Origin of the sequence: Nostoc sp. (genome assembly GCF_036917235.1) — a bacterium.
Taxonomy (GTDB): domain Bacteria; phylum Cyanobacteriota; class Cyanobacteriia; order Cyanobacteriales; family Nostocaceae; genus Nostoc.
This window is the reverse complement of record NZ_JBALDU010000040.1, coordinates 1-15972: the sequence shown is the minus strand read 5'-3', so window position 1 is coordinate 15972 and position 15972 is coordinate 1. Positions and strand designations below refer to the sequence as shown.

16 protein-coding genes are annotated in these 15972 nt (G+C 41.9%); 6 read left to right on the top strand and 10 right to left on the bottom strand.

Going from position 1 to position 15972, the window contains the following annotated elements; all coding sequences use genetic code 11:
• Positions 1 to 197: 197 nt before the first annotated feature.
• Entirely contained in the window at positions 198 to 2981 is a 2784-nt protein-coding gene (locus tag V7K44_RS14055; RefSeq protein ID WP_334932366.1) for a pentapeptide repeat-containing protein, read from the bottom strand.
• A 124-nt stretch (positions 2982 to 3105) separates the two neighbouring features.
• Here V7K44_RS14055 and V7K44_RS14050 point away from each other — a divergent pair, with 124 nt between their 5' ends.
• On the top strand, positions 3106 to 3486 hold the full coding sequence (locus V7K44_RS14050; protein WP_334932364.1) for a hypothetical protein: 381 nt from the start codon (positions 3106 to 3108) through the stop codon (positions 3484 to 3486).
• A gap of 48 nt (positions 3487 to 3534) precedes the next feature.
• Here the strand turns inward: V7K44_RS14050 and V7K44_RS14045 are convergent, their stop codons facing one another.
• The 5 genes from V7K44_RS14045 to V7K44_RS14025 all read right to left on the bottom strand — a co-directional run bounded on the left by V7K44_RS14045 (position 3535) and on the right by V7K44_RS14025 (position 6796).
• Positions 3535 to 4008 carry a hypothetical protein gene (locus V7K44_RS14045; protein WP_334932362.1) on the bottom strand — a complete coding sequence of 158 codons (474 nt, stop codon included), beginning with the start codon at positions 4006 to 4008 and terminating at the stop codon, positions 3535 to 3537.
• A 148-nt stretch (positions 4009 to 4156) separates the two neighbouring features.
• The gene (locus V7K44_RS14040; RefSeq protein ID WP_334932360.1) at positions 4157 to 4468 is read right to left on the bottom strand and encodes a type II toxin-antitoxin system VapC family toxin; all 312 of its coding nucleotides are present in this window, start codon (positions 4466 to 4468) and stop codon (positions 4157 to 4159) included.
• A 211-nt stretch (positions 4469 to 4679) separates the two neighbouring features.
• The gene (locus V7K44_RS14035; protein WP_334932358.1) at positions 4680 to 4934 is read right to left on the bottom strand and encodes a hypothetical protein; all 255 of its coding nucleotides are present in this window, start codon (positions 4932 to 4934) and stop codon (positions 4680 to 4682) included.
• Between the two features lie 13 nt (positions 4935 to 4947).
• On the bottom strand, positions 4948 to 6255 hold the full coding sequence (locus tag V7K44_RS14030; RefSeq protein ID WP_334932356.1) for a Rid family detoxifying hydrolase: 1308 nt from the start codon (positions 6253 to 6255) through the stop codon (positions 4948 to 4950).
• Between the two features lie 109 nt (positions 6256 to 6364).
• Positions 6365 to 6796, bottom strand: a complete 432-nt coding sequence (locus tag V7K44_RS14025; protein ID WP_094348508.1) for an NUDIX domain-containing protein — start codon at positions 6794 to 6796, stop codon at positions 6365 to 6367.
• A 173-nt stretch (positions 6797 to 6969) separates the two neighbouring features.
• Between V7K44_RS14025 and malQ the strand changes: the two genes are divergently transcribed.
• Positions 6970 to 8478: a 4-alpha-glucanotransferase gene (gene malQ / locus V7K44_RS14020; protein WP_334932353.1), complete on the top strand. Its 1509-nt coding sequence runs from the start codon at positions 6970 to 6972 to the stop codon at positions 8476 to 8478.
• Between the two features lie 71 nt (positions 8479 to 8549).
• Here malQ and V7K44_RS14015 read toward each other — a convergent pair whose 3' ends face one another.
• Together V7K44_RS14015 and V7K44_RS14010 are read right to left on the bottom strand one after the other, a co-directional pair.
• Complete coding sequence (locus tag V7K44_RS14015) at positions 8550 to 9362, bottom strand: helix-turn-helix domain-containing protein (RefSeq protein WP_334932351.1); 813 nt, start codon at positions 9360 to 9362, stop codon at positions 8550 to 8552.
• A 29-nt stretch (positions 9363 to 9391) separates the two neighbouring features.
• A complete protein-coding gene (locus V7K44_RS14010; protein WP_334932349.1) occupies positions 9392 to 10150 on the bottom strand; it encodes a pseudouridine synthase in 759 nt (252 codons plus the stop codon).
• Positions 10151 to 10284: 134 nt separating this feature from the next.
• Between V7K44_RS14010 and V7K44_RS14005 the strand changes: the two genes are divergently transcribed.
• On the top strand, positions 10285 to 10998 hold the full coding sequence (locus tag V7K44_RS14005; protein ID WP_334932347.1) for an LmeA family phospholipid-binding protein: 714 nt from the start codon (positions 10285 to 10287) through the stop codon (positions 10996 to 10998).
• Between the two features lie 135 nt (positions 10999 to 11133).
• Here V7K44_RS14005 and V7K44_RS14000 read toward each other — a convergent pair whose 3' ends face one another.
• Together V7K44_RS14000 and cbiT are read right to left on the bottom strand one after the other, a co-directional pair.
• Entirely contained in the window at positions 11134 to 12021 is an 888-nt protein-coding gene (locus V7K44_RS14000; protein ID WP_334932345.1) for a phosphatidate cytidylyltransferase, read from the bottom strand.
• A gap of 254 nt (positions 12022 to 12275) precedes the next feature.
• Entirely contained in the window at positions 12276 to 12878 is a 603-nt protein-coding gene (gene cbiT, locus V7K44_RS13995; RefSeq protein WP_099100273.1) for a precorrin-6Y C5,15-methyltransferase subunit CbiT, read from the bottom strand.
• Between the two features lie 93 nt (positions 12879 to 12971).
• Between cbiT and V7K44_RS13990 the strand changes: the two genes are divergently transcribed.
• The 3 genes from V7K44_RS13990 (at position 12972) to V7K44_RS13980 (ending at position 15927) form a co-directional block, all read left to right on the top strand.
• Entirely contained in the window at positions 12972 to 14375 is a 1404-nt protein-coding gene (locus V7K44_RS13990) for a serine/threonine protein kinase (protein ID WP_334932342.1), read from the top strand.
• A 210-nt stretch (positions 14376 to 14585) separates the two neighbouring features.
• Complete coding sequence (locus V7K44_RS13985) at positions 14586 to 15668, top strand: DNA-methyltransferase (RefSeq protein ID WP_334932341.1); 1083 nt, start codon at positions 14586 to 14588, stop codon at positions 15666 to 15668.
• A gap of 43 nt (positions 15669 to 15711) precedes the next feature.
• The gene (locus tag V7K44_RS13980; RefSeq protein ID WP_334932339.1) at positions 15712 to 15927 is read left to right on the top strand and encodes a hypothetical protein; all 216 of its coding nucleotides are present in this window, start codon (positions 15712 to 15714) and stop codon (positions 15925 to 15927) included.
• The last annotated feature ends 45 nt before the right edge of the window (positions 15928 to 15972 follow it).

Sequence of the window (15972 nt, the reverse complement as noted above, 5' to 3'; positions counted from 1 at the left end):
ATGATAAAGAGAAATGGCTTAATATTTGTATGCAATTGGGTTTAGCGTTGGTTTGGTAGGGTGCGTTAGCAGCAGAGGAAGGCATCAAAAGTATCTAGAATGATGCATTAAGAATGTAATGCACTCTACAAATTCTTAATGTTTGTAAGTCACTCATCGGAGTCTGAACCTGAAACTTCATTCAAGTCTGCCAAATTTTAGCCCTCAAAATTTGCTGGTTTAAGTCTTGGCCATTCAAGAATCGCCCCTTCAAGAATCGCCCCTTCAAGAATCGCCCCTTCAAGATTCGCCCGTATAAGATTCGCCCGTATAAGATTAGCCCCTTCAAGATTCGCCTCTCCAAGATTAGCCCTTTCAAGATATGCCCCTTCAAGATTCGCCTCTCCAAGATACGCCCCTTCAAGATTCGCTCCTTCAAAATCCGCCCCTTCAAGATTTGCTCCTTCAAAATCCGCCCATGCAAGATTCGCCCCTTCAAGATTCGCCCCTTCAAGATATGCCCCTTCAAGATATGCCCCTCCAAGATACGCTTCTTTAAAATTTGCCCCTACAAGATTCGCCTCTCTAAAATTCGCCCATTCAAGATACGCTTCTTTAAAATTTGCCCCTAAAAGATTCGCCTGACAAAAATCCTTCAAAACTAAAGTGCAACCTTGCAAATCCAAAAAACTCAAGCAATTCAAGCAAAATACATCAGTATCAGTATCGAATCTTTGCCCTTGCAAGCGGTAAATCCAGATACCGAAAGCTTCAGGAGTATGCCATTGAATCTTTGAAACTGTCTCTGTCACTCTAGCGCAAGCATTTAAGACAGCCAACAACGCTTCTTCCGCATTTCGTGCTTGTCTATTTTCTTCTTGAAAATCAGGTCTGGGAGTCAAGCGTTCCATCGGCATTCCATGACGCAACATAAAACCAATCAGATGGCATAATGTCTGCTGCCAATTGCCAACATCCGATGCATTTTGTAAACGCATTTCATCTGCAACAAAGTTAAAAAGGTATTCATCCATAGGGGATGCACCGCAGAGAATTGCCCACCTTTTTAAGGCCTCGCGCTCATCCCATCCTTCATCTGGATCGTTTTGGCGATCCTTTAGCTTTTTATGAATGAGCCTAACTTCTCGCACGATGCGTTTTGCTGTCAAATATTCACCAAAACTTTTGTGAGTAAATTCAAAAGTTTTTTCTTGTTCTTTAACTCCACTTTCACGAAAATAAAAAGCTGTCAAAAGACGAGTTACACCTAATTTTGCACTTTCCTGAAACTTGTCTAAAAGACTTTTTAAACTACTATGTTCACAATGGGCTTCAATCTCTCTAACTGTTGTTGTTCGTCCATCTCCATGCCAAGAAGCTAAAGCAATTTCTTCGAGGATGCGAACAAAGTCTTTTTCCTCAATTCCACGAATAGCCGGATGTTGATAACCAGCCCAACCGCGCTGATAAACTGCTGTGAGCAAATTTGCATAAATTGCATTCAGGTTGCCGTCTGTAGGAAATTTATTTTGCTGGTCAAAACTCAATGCTACCAAGTAATTCAGCAAGGGTTGAGCAGTAATTTCTGCCAGGTTATCTTGGTTTAACTCTTCTGGTAAGCAATCATAAGCTCGTCCGCTAGCATTGCCGTATTTCTGCCACCAAATCTGACGTTGATCTTGCTGCAACAACTTTTGATCATCAATGTAATTCTTTCTCTCATCTTCAGTAACAAAATAAGGCAAGATATACAAGATTTGCTGTACTTGGCGAAAATCGCTACTATTTGCTTGCACTACCAGTTCCCGACCACTGATTAATACTTGTAAGCAAGTTTCACGCCCATTAAACCGCTCTACTTTTCTTTGGACTTCACGCACAAATTGTTGAGCAATCTCAGTGGCAATTTTGCCCTGCATGGCAAGCTCATCTAAACCATCGAAGATAATGAGTAAGCGAGAATCAGCCTTATCTTTATCTAGAGGATTATGTCTGAGAAAGCCATCGTCTCGCACAAACTTAGCAACTGCCTCAACTAAGTCATCCGAGGGTTCAAAATGGTGCAAAGGAATAAATAAAACCGGAATTTTACCTTTTTCTGCTTGGTTAGCTACAAAGATTTTGGTAAAGGAAGATTTACCACTTCCTGGGCCACCACTAATCACTCTAATGGCATCATTGCGATCGCCTTTTTCTAACCAAGTTTCTAGTTCAATTTCTAAATCAAGAACAACTCGTTGATATTTCTCATCTTCTCTCAGGCGGCGTTCAAATTCTTCTGACTTTTCACCCGCAATTTTTTGCTTATAGTAGGCGCGTAAAGGAACATAAACTTGTTTTAAACCAAAAGCTTCTAAAAGCATCGGTTCTTCAACCTGTTTTTGTAGCCAAGCTAAATAACGCTGCCATGACTGTTCCCGTTCATTGGCTTGAGTAAAGGGGGTATCCAGTTCTTCTTTTAAACAAGCATATTTTTCTGGATGTTTTGCCCACTCTTCATGTAAAGCAAACACAAAATAGGTAGGAAGACGATGACTAATTGTCTGTGCTTGAGCTTCATTGACGCTAAAGTATTCTAACCAGTCGGCAAAAGCAGTTTTAATCGCTTCCAGAATCGGCAAATCTTTGGGACGGCTAAAAAAATCTTGGTCAATACGCAATTCTATACTTTCTAGAGAATGGTTGAGGCGATCGCACAATAGCTCAAGATCGCTCTCGTTTGGTTTTTCAAACAGTAACTCTTGATTTCCCTTTACCAAACTCACTATTGCTTCTACCAAAGAACGGTAAATTAGTAACCAAGCAACTTCCTCTGGTGCGGCTGCTAAACCTAGTGCTGCTGTAGCATCCAAAGCATCTTTGGCTACCTCTTCCCACTTACCTAAGGCCCCATCTATCGCAACTTTTCCTAATGATTTAAATAGTTCTTTAAAGTCAGCGTTAATGGGTCTATTCCATAATGCAATAGGTTTGCTAACTAAAAATCCAGAGGTATTGCTCATAACTGTTGTATGACGCTGGTAGATGTACTGAGTTAATATATTTCAACAAGGTTTTATCAGATTTTTACTGAAAACCAGCAGTAAATTTAATAATTTATCTAGATATTTTTCATGCGTTGACCTTTTGAGGCTCGACGTTGACCTTTTGAAGCTCAATGTTGACCTTCTGAGGCTCGACGTTGACCTTTTGAGGCTCGACGTTGACCTTTTGAGGCTCAATGTTGACCTTCTGAGGCTCAATATTGACCTTCTGAGGCTCAACTTTGACCTTTTGAGGCTCAACTTTGACCTTTTGAGGCTCAACTTTGACCTTTTGAGGCTCAACTTTGACCTTCTGAAGCTCGACGTTGACCTTCTGAGGCTCGATATTGACCTTCTGAGGCTCAAAAATGCCTTGGCGATTAGAAATCGCGGCTACACAGACAAAACCCACCTGCGTAGGTTTCAAGAATTTTTGGATACAAAACGCGAAAAGGGCATAACATTGTTATGCCCCTACAAATAAGATATATTTTATCAAATTGATAATTGGTATGATTACCTGTTTGAAGCTTTAGCTAACTGAGGCTTCAGGTTGCTTTTTCTTAGAACGGCGGTTAAACCTGCGTCCCATCTCATCAATTACTGCATCTAAACCTGTGACATCACCGCTAGCTTTGGCATAGCTATAAACTGCTAATGCTGAGGCATACGCTTCACTAGCAGCAGCTATACAGGTATCATCTACCAGTTCTTGCAGTTGCGTCAAAGATAACAGCACCGGATATAAGTCCTCATATATTTCCAAGTCCCGGCGCATCTCTTCTAAATCAAAAGAACGGGGCAAAAAGTTAGGGTTTTGTGTCGCCACTTCTAAGGCTTTGCTGACAAAAGCCCGACTTTTATCTCCCATCTTTAACATTGTTCGCCGGTCTTCGGGGGTTAAATCTACCAAAAACGGTAACTTTTCTCTAATTGTAGCGATCGCTTGCATGACCGCTTCTTTGTCTGCTGGGGCTAAACTGGCACTGATACGATTTTCTGCCATTTTTAATACTCCTTTATGGTACTTAATTTCAGTATTCCCAAAGTTATAGAAGCGATCGCATTCATCTAAGGGGAACGCTCAAAAATACTTACAATTGCCAATCCTCAACTCTGCTGTTGAAGTCGTAATTTTTCAAGCCATAATCCAGTCAAGCTTCTATTTCCAGCAAAAGTGCCCGATAACCTGCTTGGACAAAGTGTTTATCGGCGGTTGCTGCAATAATTAAGTCCCGATCCTGCATGGCAATAAACGAAATACAATCAGTTAACCCCCAGGTTTTGTCTAAACGGGACTGATAAAGTTGTAAAGCACGGTTGAGCAGTTGTGTGTCTACACTCACAACACACATATTTTGTGTTTGATAACACTGCTGGATAAATCGTATTGCGGCTGTGCGATTAAAAGCACTCAAAGCATTACCAACTTCAATTAAAACAGCTTCAGTTACCCATACTTCCACGGCGCTTTGAACACGCGGTAGCAGTGTTTTAGCCTTGAGATGGAATTGATCGCGTACATTTAGTAAGGCTTGGATATAGCGGTTCTTGGTTGAGTGAGGTACAAGAACCCCACCCCCAACCCCCTCCCCGCAAGCGAGGAGGAGGCTAAGATGTACCTCATGTGATTAGGAAACGCTATAAAAACAGTGTCTAAAAATATTCGCTCACCCGTCATGTGTTAATTTCAGGCTGACGTTTTGGTGTGCCATACAAATAATGGTCATGTTGACTTGCCCAATCTTCGGGTGCATCAACTGTCCCTGTTAAATCTTCTAATACATCCCACACATCGGCCACTTTGGTTTCAGATGAGTTAATATCTTCAGAAACGATGGTAATCACATAGCATTTGTTCAGTTCTAAATCAGGTGGAATATCTGGGCGCAAAACAGAACCATCAAATGTAACCGTTAAAATTTTGCTCATTGCTCTATTTCCTCTAACCGCCAATCACTGCGATCGCATCAATTTCTACCAACACATCTTTAGGTAAGCGCGATACCTGCACACAAGCCCGCGCTGGGGCTGTATCTTCCGGGAAATATTTAGCATATACGGCATTCACCGCCGCGAAATCATTCATATCAGCTAAAAATACAGTGGTCTTCACCACATCTTGAAAAGTCGCGCCAGCTTCTGTGAGGATCGCTTCAAGATTAGTTAATACCTGCTCAGTTTGCTTTTTGACATCATCAGTGTAGACGACATCACCAAGGCGGGGATCGATGGCAATTTGTCCAGCGATGAATAGAAATTGACCAGAAGCTGCGATCGCTTGATTATAAGGGCCGACTGGTGCGGGTGCGTTATCAGTATTAATTACTTTACGGGTCATAGATATTACTTTCTCTAACGATGTTTCTTGTTTACCGATTTCCGCCTCAGCTGCGATCGGTTTATAGACTTCTCCATCTGGCATTATCGCACCAGTTAGGTCAGCATCTTTAAAGGTTGCTCGATAGATATTTGCCCCAGTTAAGTCAACCCTTATCAAATTTGCTCCATCCAAATTTGCCTTGGTTAAATTTGCCCATCGCAAATTAACTTTTTCTAAATTCGCTCCTTGGAGAAATGTTTTTGTAAGGTTTGTACTTTGAAGAGATGCTGCTGCAAAATCTATGTCAGCCAAATTCATGCCTGAGAGATCAACTGTGTTCAGATTCGCTCTATGAAATATACTTCCTTGGAGTTTGGCACTTTGCAATATTGCCTCACTTAAGTTTGCCAGAGTTAAATTTGATCCAATTAAGTACGCCTGACCCAAATCGGCCTTAGTTAGATTAGCTTTACTGAGATTAGCTTCAGCTAAAGAAGCCGCAGTCAGGTCTGCACTACTAAGATTTGCCCCACTTAAATTTGCTATATCTAAGTTTGCATAAATTAATTTCGCACTACTTAAGTTTGCATCTGTGAGGTTTGCCTGTTCTAAGTTTGCATGATTCAAATTTGTGCTATTCAAAGTTGAGCGACTTAAGTCAGCACCATTGAGGTCTGCCCAATAAAATATTGCTGAAGAAGCACTTATTGAATTTAATTTTGTATCTATTAGAGACGCTTTAGTGAGATTTGTACTATTAAGTTTTGCTTGGGTTAAGTTTGCCCCACTTAAATCAACTCCAGTCAAATTTGCATTAGTTAGGTCTATCTCACTGAGGTCTGCACCTTTGAGATTTTCTTGACTCAAATTTACTGAATGAAATTTCCGTTCTCCTGCTGCGTATTTCTCTAAAAGTTCCTCAGCATCCATAATTCACCCTAAAATACCACTGACACAGTATAATCACAAAAACTTTGTGTCACAGGTATTCCTCTCCCCTCTTCCTTCGCGCCCTTGGCGTCTTGGCGGTTCGTCCCTCTTACCCCAACCTCGGACGTATCCCATAATGCCGATATCGCCAATAATCGCGCAGAATGCGATCGTGGTCAAAACATAAATTACCAGGCACACACCAATACTCAAAAATGCCTACACCCTGAGCATCATCACCAGCCTTTGGTTCACCCTTAGCTGTCGCCAAAAACACAATACTAATCGTATGCTGACGCGGATCGCGATTTGGGTCAGAATATACCAGTAATTGTTCAACTAATTCCACCTGTAAACCCGTCTCTTCCTCAGCTTCTCGCCGCGCCGCCACTTCCACAGCTTCGCCATAATCTACAAAACCACCAGGAATAGCCCAACCTAAAGGTAGATTATGTCTTTCAATTAACACTATTGGCCGATGAGGTCGATCTACTAGTTCAATGATGATATCAACTGTCGGTGTAGGATTTCGGTAAGTCATAGTTATTTAGTCATTAGTCATTGGTCATTGGTCATTGGTCATTAGTCATTGGTTATTCACAAAGGACAAATGACAAATGACTTTACCCTGCAAATACTGTTCCGTGATAAATTCGATGCGATCGCATCGTGTCTCCATCACACAATTGCCCCCTCTCATAATTCAGGTTATTTATGCCTTTTCCTAGATCCAGTGGCATTTTGCTGCATCCTACCTCCTTTCCCAGTCGATTTGGCATTGGGGATTTAGGCTTAGAAGCCTATCGCTTCATTGATTTTCTCAAAGAGAGCCATCAACAATATTGGCAAGTTTTACCACTGGGCCCCACTGGATACGGTAATTCTCCTTATATGTGCTACTCGGCAATGGCAGGAAATCCTCTGTTAATTAGCCCAGAAAAACTCTTAGAAGAAGGTTTACTATCTGAAGAAGACTTTGCTAATTTACCAGGATTTCCGGTAGAAAAGGTAGATTTCGATCGGGTTGTGCCGATTAAGATTGGGCTACTCAAAAAAGCCTGTGACCACTTTAGAGCCAATGCTACGCCTATCCAGCAGAAAGAGTTTGCAGGTTTTTGCGATAGTAAAGCCTATTGGCTGGATAATTACGCCTTATTTATGGCGCTGAAAGATGCCAATGAGAATGCAAACTGGCACGCATGGAAGCCAGAATTTGTCAAGCGCGATCCCCAAGCATTGGAGCAAGCACAGCATCGGCTCAATGGAGAGATTTATTATTACAAATTCGTCCAATTTGAGTTTTTCCGCCAGTGGTCTGACCTAAAAAGCTACGCTAATATGCGCGGCATTGACATTATTGGCGATATTCCCATCTACGTAGCTCATGATAGTGCCGACGTGTGGGCGCATCCCGACATCTTTTGCTTAGATCCAGAGACGGGACAAGCAGCACAAATGGCAGGAGTTCCACCAGATTACTTTAGTGCCACCGGTCAATTGTGGGGAAACCCGGTTTATAACTGGGAGGAATTGCAAAAACAAGATTTTAAATGGTGGGTACAACGCTTTGAGGCAATGCTGGATTATGTAGATATAATTCGCATTGACCACTTCCGAGGCTTTGAGGCTTATTGGTCTGTGCCCCAAGGTGAAGAAACTGCGATGAATGGTAAATGGGTGGAAGCGCCTGGAGATGCTTTTTTTGCAGCGATTAGGGAGAAGTTGGGCAAGCTACCCGTCTTGGCGGAAGATTTGGGAGTAATTACACCAGAGGTAGAAGCGCTGCGAGACAAGTATGAATTTCCTGGGATGAAGGTTTTGCAATTTGCCTTTGGTTCCGATCCCGGTAATCCATTCTTACCATTCAATTACCCGCGAAATGCTGTAGTTTATACCGGCACTCACGATAATGACACAACTGTAGGCTGGTTCAATTCAGCTAATGACAACGAAAAGCATAACTTATGGCTTTATTTAGGTTGTATTAGTCCTGAAGGCATCCAGTGGGATTTAATTCGCCTAGCTTTGAGTTCTATAGCCAACCAAGCGATTATTCCCTTGCAAGATGTTTTGGGATTAGGAAACGAAGCGCGGATGAATTTTCCTAGTGTTGCTGAGGGGAACTGGGAGTGGCGCTATCAAGCCGGAGCGTTAACAGACGAATTGCGCGATCGCTTGAAAGTTCTTACCAGACTCAATGGACGCGCCCCGGAAGCACAGTGAGGAATGGGGAGATGAGGCAGCAGGGGGAGAAAAACTTACTCATCTCCCTCATCTCCCTCATCTCCCTCATCTCAAAACTTAGGCTTGGCAGCAATCCTAACTTCTTCCTCTTTCCCTGGTTCTCCCATTTCCTTAGCTTTCTCTTGATTGACGCTCACCAACACACCGCCAGCATTATCAGTTTTCACTGTCAGTTGCTCTTGGGCTTTCCAAACTCGGTGAGTTCCCTCTGGCAGGATACCCTCAAACTCGGTTTTGCCATCGGCTACTACACGAATCCAAGATGAGGCTTTCAAAGTCACACCAACCTGGACAACCTGTCCCTTTTGGACACCGCTCAGGGTATCGCTGACAGGTTGTACCTGCGTTGACTCTTTTAATTGAGCTACTTCTGGTTTAACAACAGACTTTTGTTTTGGATATGGCTGGTTTGGGCTATTACCTGCTTGTAGTAACGCGTTATTTAATAACTGAGATAACCCATTTACAGAACATACTATTAGCAATATGTAAAGAAAGTAAAGATGAATCGGACGTAGTTGAGCTAGGGGTGAATTATTCCCCCTACTTAGAGGGCTAACTTGTGCAGAACTGATTGGAAAAGCGCCAGAAAATTCTACTCCATTCAAGCCTAGTGCATCGGCAAATTGTCTGATTAAACCCTGAATATAGACTGGTTCTGGTAGATCGTTTAAATTACCTTCTTCGATCGCCTGCAATAATCTTCGGGGAATCCGAGTCAATGCAACCACTTGCTCTAGAGATAAACCCTGTTCCTGACGCAATGCCCAAAGTTGAGCGCCTAATTCTGCCAACTTTTCGGCTCGTTGTTCCTCTAATGAAAGTGATGGCTGGTGCTTATTCTTCTTTCTTAGCCATTTCATGCCTACTGACACTCCTTAACTCCACTGAATCAATAATTAGGTTGCGTTATCTGATCTTGCAAAAAGTGAATCTCACGATCTTTGAGGGAACGATATTTACCCTCTGATAAAAAGGGTTCCTTTGGAGTTTGTAATTGAATTGGGCCGATAGCAGTTCGATGCAGTTTGATTACTGGGTATCCCAACTGTTGAGCTATACGGCGAATTTGGCGATTTCTTCCCTCCTGCAACACTATTTCTAAAACACTTTGCTCGGTACGACGTTCTATTTGATGTACCTTAGCGGCCCTGGTTTTTCTACCCTCCAACATCACACCTTGACGCCACATCTGTAGTACAGTTTCTGGAGGATGTCCTTTGACCAAAACATGATATGTCTTGGAAATACTGTGACGTGGATGGGTTAGTCCAAATGTCAGTTCTCCGTCATTAGTCAGGATTAATGCTCCTGTAGAGTCTGCATCTAGACGGCCAACTGGGTGAATACCTGAACCCTCCCGTAATTCTTTCGGTAGTAAATCCAGGACTGTTGTTCTGCGATGAGGGTCATAGCAAGTAGAAACCACTCCCGCTGGTTTGTGCAGCAATAGATATACTAAAGCCGGACGCTGCTTTTCGGATACAGGCTTACCATCAATTGCGATCGCATCTTTTTCGGGATCGACTTTTTGACCTAAATGTGCCAATACCCCATTAATCCGCACCCGTGAGTGCCTAATCATTTCTTCGGCTTCACGACGTGAGGCGATACCCCATTGAGCAAGAATTTTTTGTAACCGTACCTCCATGTGGAAATTGCTTATTTACTGTTATCAATTAAATGATATTTGCATTTTGTAGCGAGTAGGCATAAATGTTACATTTAAAGCTTATTTAATTTCGGTTCGGTTGTAGAGCAAATACTCATAAACAGATTGGTTAAATGCCAGAGCAAAATCCCCAAACAACAAGTGGAAATAAAATCCGCATAATTACGCAGGTACTCACAACAGCAGTCAAGCTCTGGTTGAGATCGCAGACCAGCCAAATATCGGAATTAGAAGTGGAGATTAAAGCTAGCGATCGCCAACTTTTCTCTGGACGTATTCCTTCGGTATCTGTTTTTGCAACTCATGCAGTTTATCAAGGTCTCCTAATTACACAAATTCAATTAATAGCAGAAAATATTCGAGTAAATATCGGTTCCGTACTCAAGGGAAAACCTCTACGACTGTTAGAAACAGTACCAGTGGTTGGCGATTTGATCGTAGACGAGAAGGATCTGAATGCTTCTCTCTCATCAGACTTATTATCGACTGCTTTGAGCGATCTATTGGTTAAGGTTTTACCAAAAGATTATCCCCAGTCACAATCAATCAAGTGGCAAGAAATTCTGCTTGGGAACAACCAAATTATACTGCGAGGTTTGAGAGTAACCAATAGTGAAACAACGCCTTTAGAGATTTGTCTAGGCTTACAATTACTCAGTGGGAATGAGTTGCAAATGGTACATATCCCAATCAAGCGCGATCGGGAAGATATATTAAAGGACAATTATGAGTACAATCTGGATCTTGGCTCAGATGTCGATATCGAAGAATTAACGCTGATCCCAGGCAAGCTAGTATGTCGTGGGCGGATTAACGTTAACCCTTGACGATCGCAAATTAAAAATATTAAATGATGTGGTGTTTTGTGGGGAGCAGAGGAGCAAAGGAGAAGTTGCAGTAAGTTTTTCCCCTCTGCCTCTTGTGCCCAATGCCCAATGCCCAATGCCCAATACCCAACTCACCTATTTACTAAGTAGTGGTAAAAGTAATGTCACAAAATAGTAAACCAAAGGAGCAGTAAAAATATAACTATCCGTACGGTCTAAAATACCACCATGACCGGGGATTAACTGCCCAGAATCTTTAACTCCAGCATCCCGCTTGAGCATAGATTCTGTGAGATCCCCTAAAAGACTAGCAATGCCAATAAGTAAACCTAATGCTAAACCTGTGAAGGGAGATTCAGGCAAGTGAAGATAATAGGCTCCTGCTATGGCTACGGCAACACTTGAAGTAATACCAAAGACAGCGCCTTCTACTGTTTTTTTCGGGCTAATGTCAGACAAACGGGTTTTCCCAAAGAATTTGCCAATGGTGTAAGCACCGATATCAGCTGCCCAAATACATAAAAAAGTCAGTAGTGTGGCTGTAAAACCTTGTGCTAAAGAAGCGGAATTTGCCTTTTCCCAGAAATCTGTCCAGGTTGTGGGCCAGTAACCTCCCAAAGGGAGATTGCTAAAAGTAGCGCTATCAATTGCTCGTAACCGCACCCAATAACTTGGTAAATAACCGACGTAAAACAGCCCCATAATAGAAGCGGAAACATCAGCGATCGTGGCAAATTTGGGTTGAAACAGCAGGTAAAAACAAATAAGTGTGCCGGCTATTGGCATCACAGCGTCAGCTAAACTGCCATCAATGGTACAAATCACCAGCAAGACTTGGCTGACACCCATAGTGGTTTTAGCGGCGGGAGCGATGCCTCTGGCTCGCACCAAATTAAAATATTCCTGTTGACCCAAAAAGATGATGACCGCAAAGATGATGGTAAAGTACCAACCCCCCAAAAGGGTTGCGGAAAGAGCAAGAGCGATCGCAACAATTCCACTAATAATCCGAGACCAAGGCATAGAAGTATTTTGGATTTTGGATTTTGGTGAGGTAGCCCCCGTCTTGGCGGTTCCCGTCGATGGGGGACTACCGAACCCGAAGGGATTATGGATTAGAGATTAGGTATTCGAGATTAGGGATTGGTAATTGTGGCTTGGTTTCTGATGACATATTACCTAAATCCCCAATCTAAAATCTAAAATCGTTCGACTGAGCGACTTGCCTTGAGCGAAGTCGAAAGGAGCCGAAGTCTAAAATCTAAAATCTTTTCAATTTAGTCTAGTTTCTCACCACTTAGGATAAAAATGGGATCGACGGCGGTAAAGGTTTGAGAAAAGCCGCGTGTCTCTAGGCGGTTAACCGCAGACTGAACGACTTCGATATTTCTAGCTCTTAATAGGGAAAAGCTCTGGGAAATAGCATACAGACTTTCTAGATTAGCAGCTGTGGCTACAACCCGACCGGATGGCGGCAAATAATGCCAAGCTGCTTGCAGAATTTCCTGAATAGGTCGTCCTCCCTCAATACAAACACGATGAGGGGTAATTTTGAGGTCATGTAAACACTCTGGGGCGCTGCCTTCAACAACTTCGACATTTTTCACATCAAAGCGATCGCAGTTACGCTTGATCAGATTAGCTACTTCTTCATCCCTTTCGATAGCGATAATTTGTCCGCCTGGACACAATAGCCCCACTTCTACCGGAATTGTACCCGTCCCTGCACCAATATCCCACAACACGGAATCTGATTTCAGCCGCAGTTGGGCAATCAATAGCAGTCGGACTTCTCGCTGACTCAGGGGAATTCCTGGCAAATGCTCGAATAATTCATCGGGAATACCAGGGGTAATATAAGGCCAAAGTTGGGAGGGCATAGAATTACGCAATTATACTAAAGATATCGATTTGCCAAATTGAAAAGCTATCAGCTATAAAACTTTTCAACCGTAGCATTACAAGAAAACATAATGATTGGCGAAATATTAAGCGATCGCTACGAAGTTCAGCAGCTATTAGGAAAAAAAGCAGGGCGACGGACGCTATTAGCTCGTGATTTGCAAACTCAGGAATTAGTTGTCATTAAATTACTCTCTTTTAGTAGTGACTTTGAGTGGGATTCACTCAAGTTGTTTGAGCGAGAAGCCGAAACTTTAAAAAACCTAGCACATCCCTCAATTCCTGGCTATTTAAACTATTTTGAGGTAAATTTACCAACCATCCAAGGATTTGCTCTAGTACAAACTTATATCCCTGCACAAACTTTAGAGCAATATTTACAAACTGGACGGACTTTTACCGAAACTGAAATCAAACAGATAGCCAAAGCACTTTTAAAGATTCTCGTTTACCTACATGAACTACATCCGCCTGTAATTCACCGTGATATTAAGCCTAGCAATATTTTATTGGGGGAGCGTTCTGGAAATAGTGTTGGTCAAGTTTATTTGGTAGATTTTGGCTCAGTACAGACAGTCCTGGCTAGCGAAACCGGGACAAGAACTGTGGTAGGAACCTATGGCTATATGCCACCAGAGCAATTTGGCGGACGCACTGTTGCAGCATCAGACCTTTATAGTTTAGGCGCAACCTTAATTTACTTGGTGACGGGTACTCACCCAGCCGATTTACCCCAAAAGGATTTTCGGATTCAGTTTGAACAAGCGGCTAATCTCAGTCCCAGCTTTAGCAATTGGTTAAAGTGGATGATTGAACCTAGTTTAGAACGTCGTTTGAATTCTGCGATCGCTTCGGTAGCAGCTTTAGAGAAACCACAACCGACAAACTTGCCTACTTTAGTTGTTGGCAAACCAGATGGGAGTAAGATTCAACTAACCAAAAAGGGGGATTCTCTAGAAATTATCGTTCCACCATCTGGTTTTGATCCATCAATAATATTTACAGGTTTGTTTGCGATCGTCTGGAATTCATTTATTTTCTTTTGGACGATTGGCGCACTTTCAGCACCTTTTCCTGTCAACATCCCCTTTGCCTTGTTTTCACTTCCATTTTGGGGTGCTGGCTTTATGATGGTATATAAATTTTTATTTCATTTTTTTGGACGCATCTGCTTACGCCTGAATCCCGAACAAATAACCCTAACCTGGGAGTTGTTTGCTTGGAAATTTTATCGTCCCCGTGCATTGCCAAGACAAAGTATTAATAAGTTAGTTTACATTCCCAAACATTTTACTAAAGATTCTGAAGGTACTAGAATTGCCGTTCCCGCACAATTGGATATTTGGGTAGGAGTAAAAAAATATCAGCTTGGTGGTAGTGGTGGTGCAATTAAATCTGAAGCGGAACTTGAATGGCTAGCTCATGAATTAAGCGATTGGTTAGGTTTGCCAATTACCAATCCAATTAGAAGTTAATTGAGCTAGCGATCGCTTTGTTCAAGGTTTCTAGTTCTATCCCGACCACACTCAGCACAGAACATACGTACTATTTGAATACAGATTTTTGGCACATTGCCCTATTCATCCAGCAAATTAATTAAAAAAAATAGCTCACAGTTGGAAAACTTGTGCTTTTATGGATGATACTGTCTTCATAGACCGTACAGATGTACTAACAAAGTTTAGATGAGACTTAATTGTAACCCTTACTACGAAACAAAATTTGGTGCTGCTTATTTAGGAAACAGCCTAGAATTAATGGCAGGTATCCTCGACGAAAGTATCGATTTAATTTGTACCTCTCCACCATTTGCATTGGTTCGTAAAAAAGAATACGGAAATGTTGATGCCGATGAATATGTTGAATGGTTTAAAGATTATGCGGCACATTTTTACCGTATTCTTAAACCAACAGGCTCACTGGTTATTGATATTGGTGGCAGTTGGATTAAGGGGATGCCAGTTCGTTCTCTTTATCATTTTGAACTAGTAGTTGCTTTATGCAAAGCAAAAGAAAAAGGCGGACTTGGATTTTATCTGGCACAAGAGTTGTATTGGTATAATCCAGCAAAACTACCCACACCTGCTGAATGGGTAACAGTTCGCAGGGAAAGAGTTAAAGATTCGGTAAATACAATTTGGTGGCTGTCAAAAGAACCGCATCCTAAAGCTAATAATAGAAGGGTTTTAAAGCCTTATAGTGATGCGATGAAAAACCTTTTAAAGAATGGGTATAAACCCAAAGTTAGACCATCAGGCCATGATATTTCCGATAAATTTGGCAAGGACAGGGGAGGAGCTATTCCCCCGAATATTATTGATGGGCGTTGTAGTACAGACAAAGATGAAATAGGACAACAGACTCTTATACAAGAAACTTTATTTGAAGATTTAGTCCAACCCGTAAATGTGATTTCTGCCTCGAATACCGCTTCCAACGATTATTACCAAAGACGTTGCAAACAAGAAGGTTTTAAGCCACACCCAGCAAGATTTCCTCAAGCTTTACCAGAGTTTGTCATCAATCTTTGTACAGAACCAGGCGATATTGTTTTAGAACCTTTTGCTGGTTCTAATATGACAGGTCGAGTTGCAGAAACTTTACAAAGACGCTGGTTAGCTTTTGAGATTGATGAAAACTACATCAAAAGCTCAAAACTGAGATTTGAAGAAAATGCTCCTTTGGTTGTTGAACCTCCAGCAGATTTACCACCAATAGCAATAGAAAATGCAGATAATAACCAGTCAGTACAGTTAGGACTGTTTTAAAGAAGGCGCTCCAACTAATCAGATGTTTTAAGGAAATTACAGAATGGAGTCTAATAAATTAAAAAGGTTTACTTATGGACATCAGTTTGAGCCAGCAAAATTCTCTTTAGTTGAAATTCTGGAATTATGTAAAGAGTGTCAACCAAGTCGAGACACACTGGAAGCCAATATTGCCCAACGTTATTTTTCCCAACATTCTAAACGGGCATCATCTAGGGCGTGTCATCAATTAAGCCAAATGACAGAAGCAGCCAGATAAATTGCACCCAAAAAGTTAGTAGCGCGTTTATCGTAGCGCGTCGCA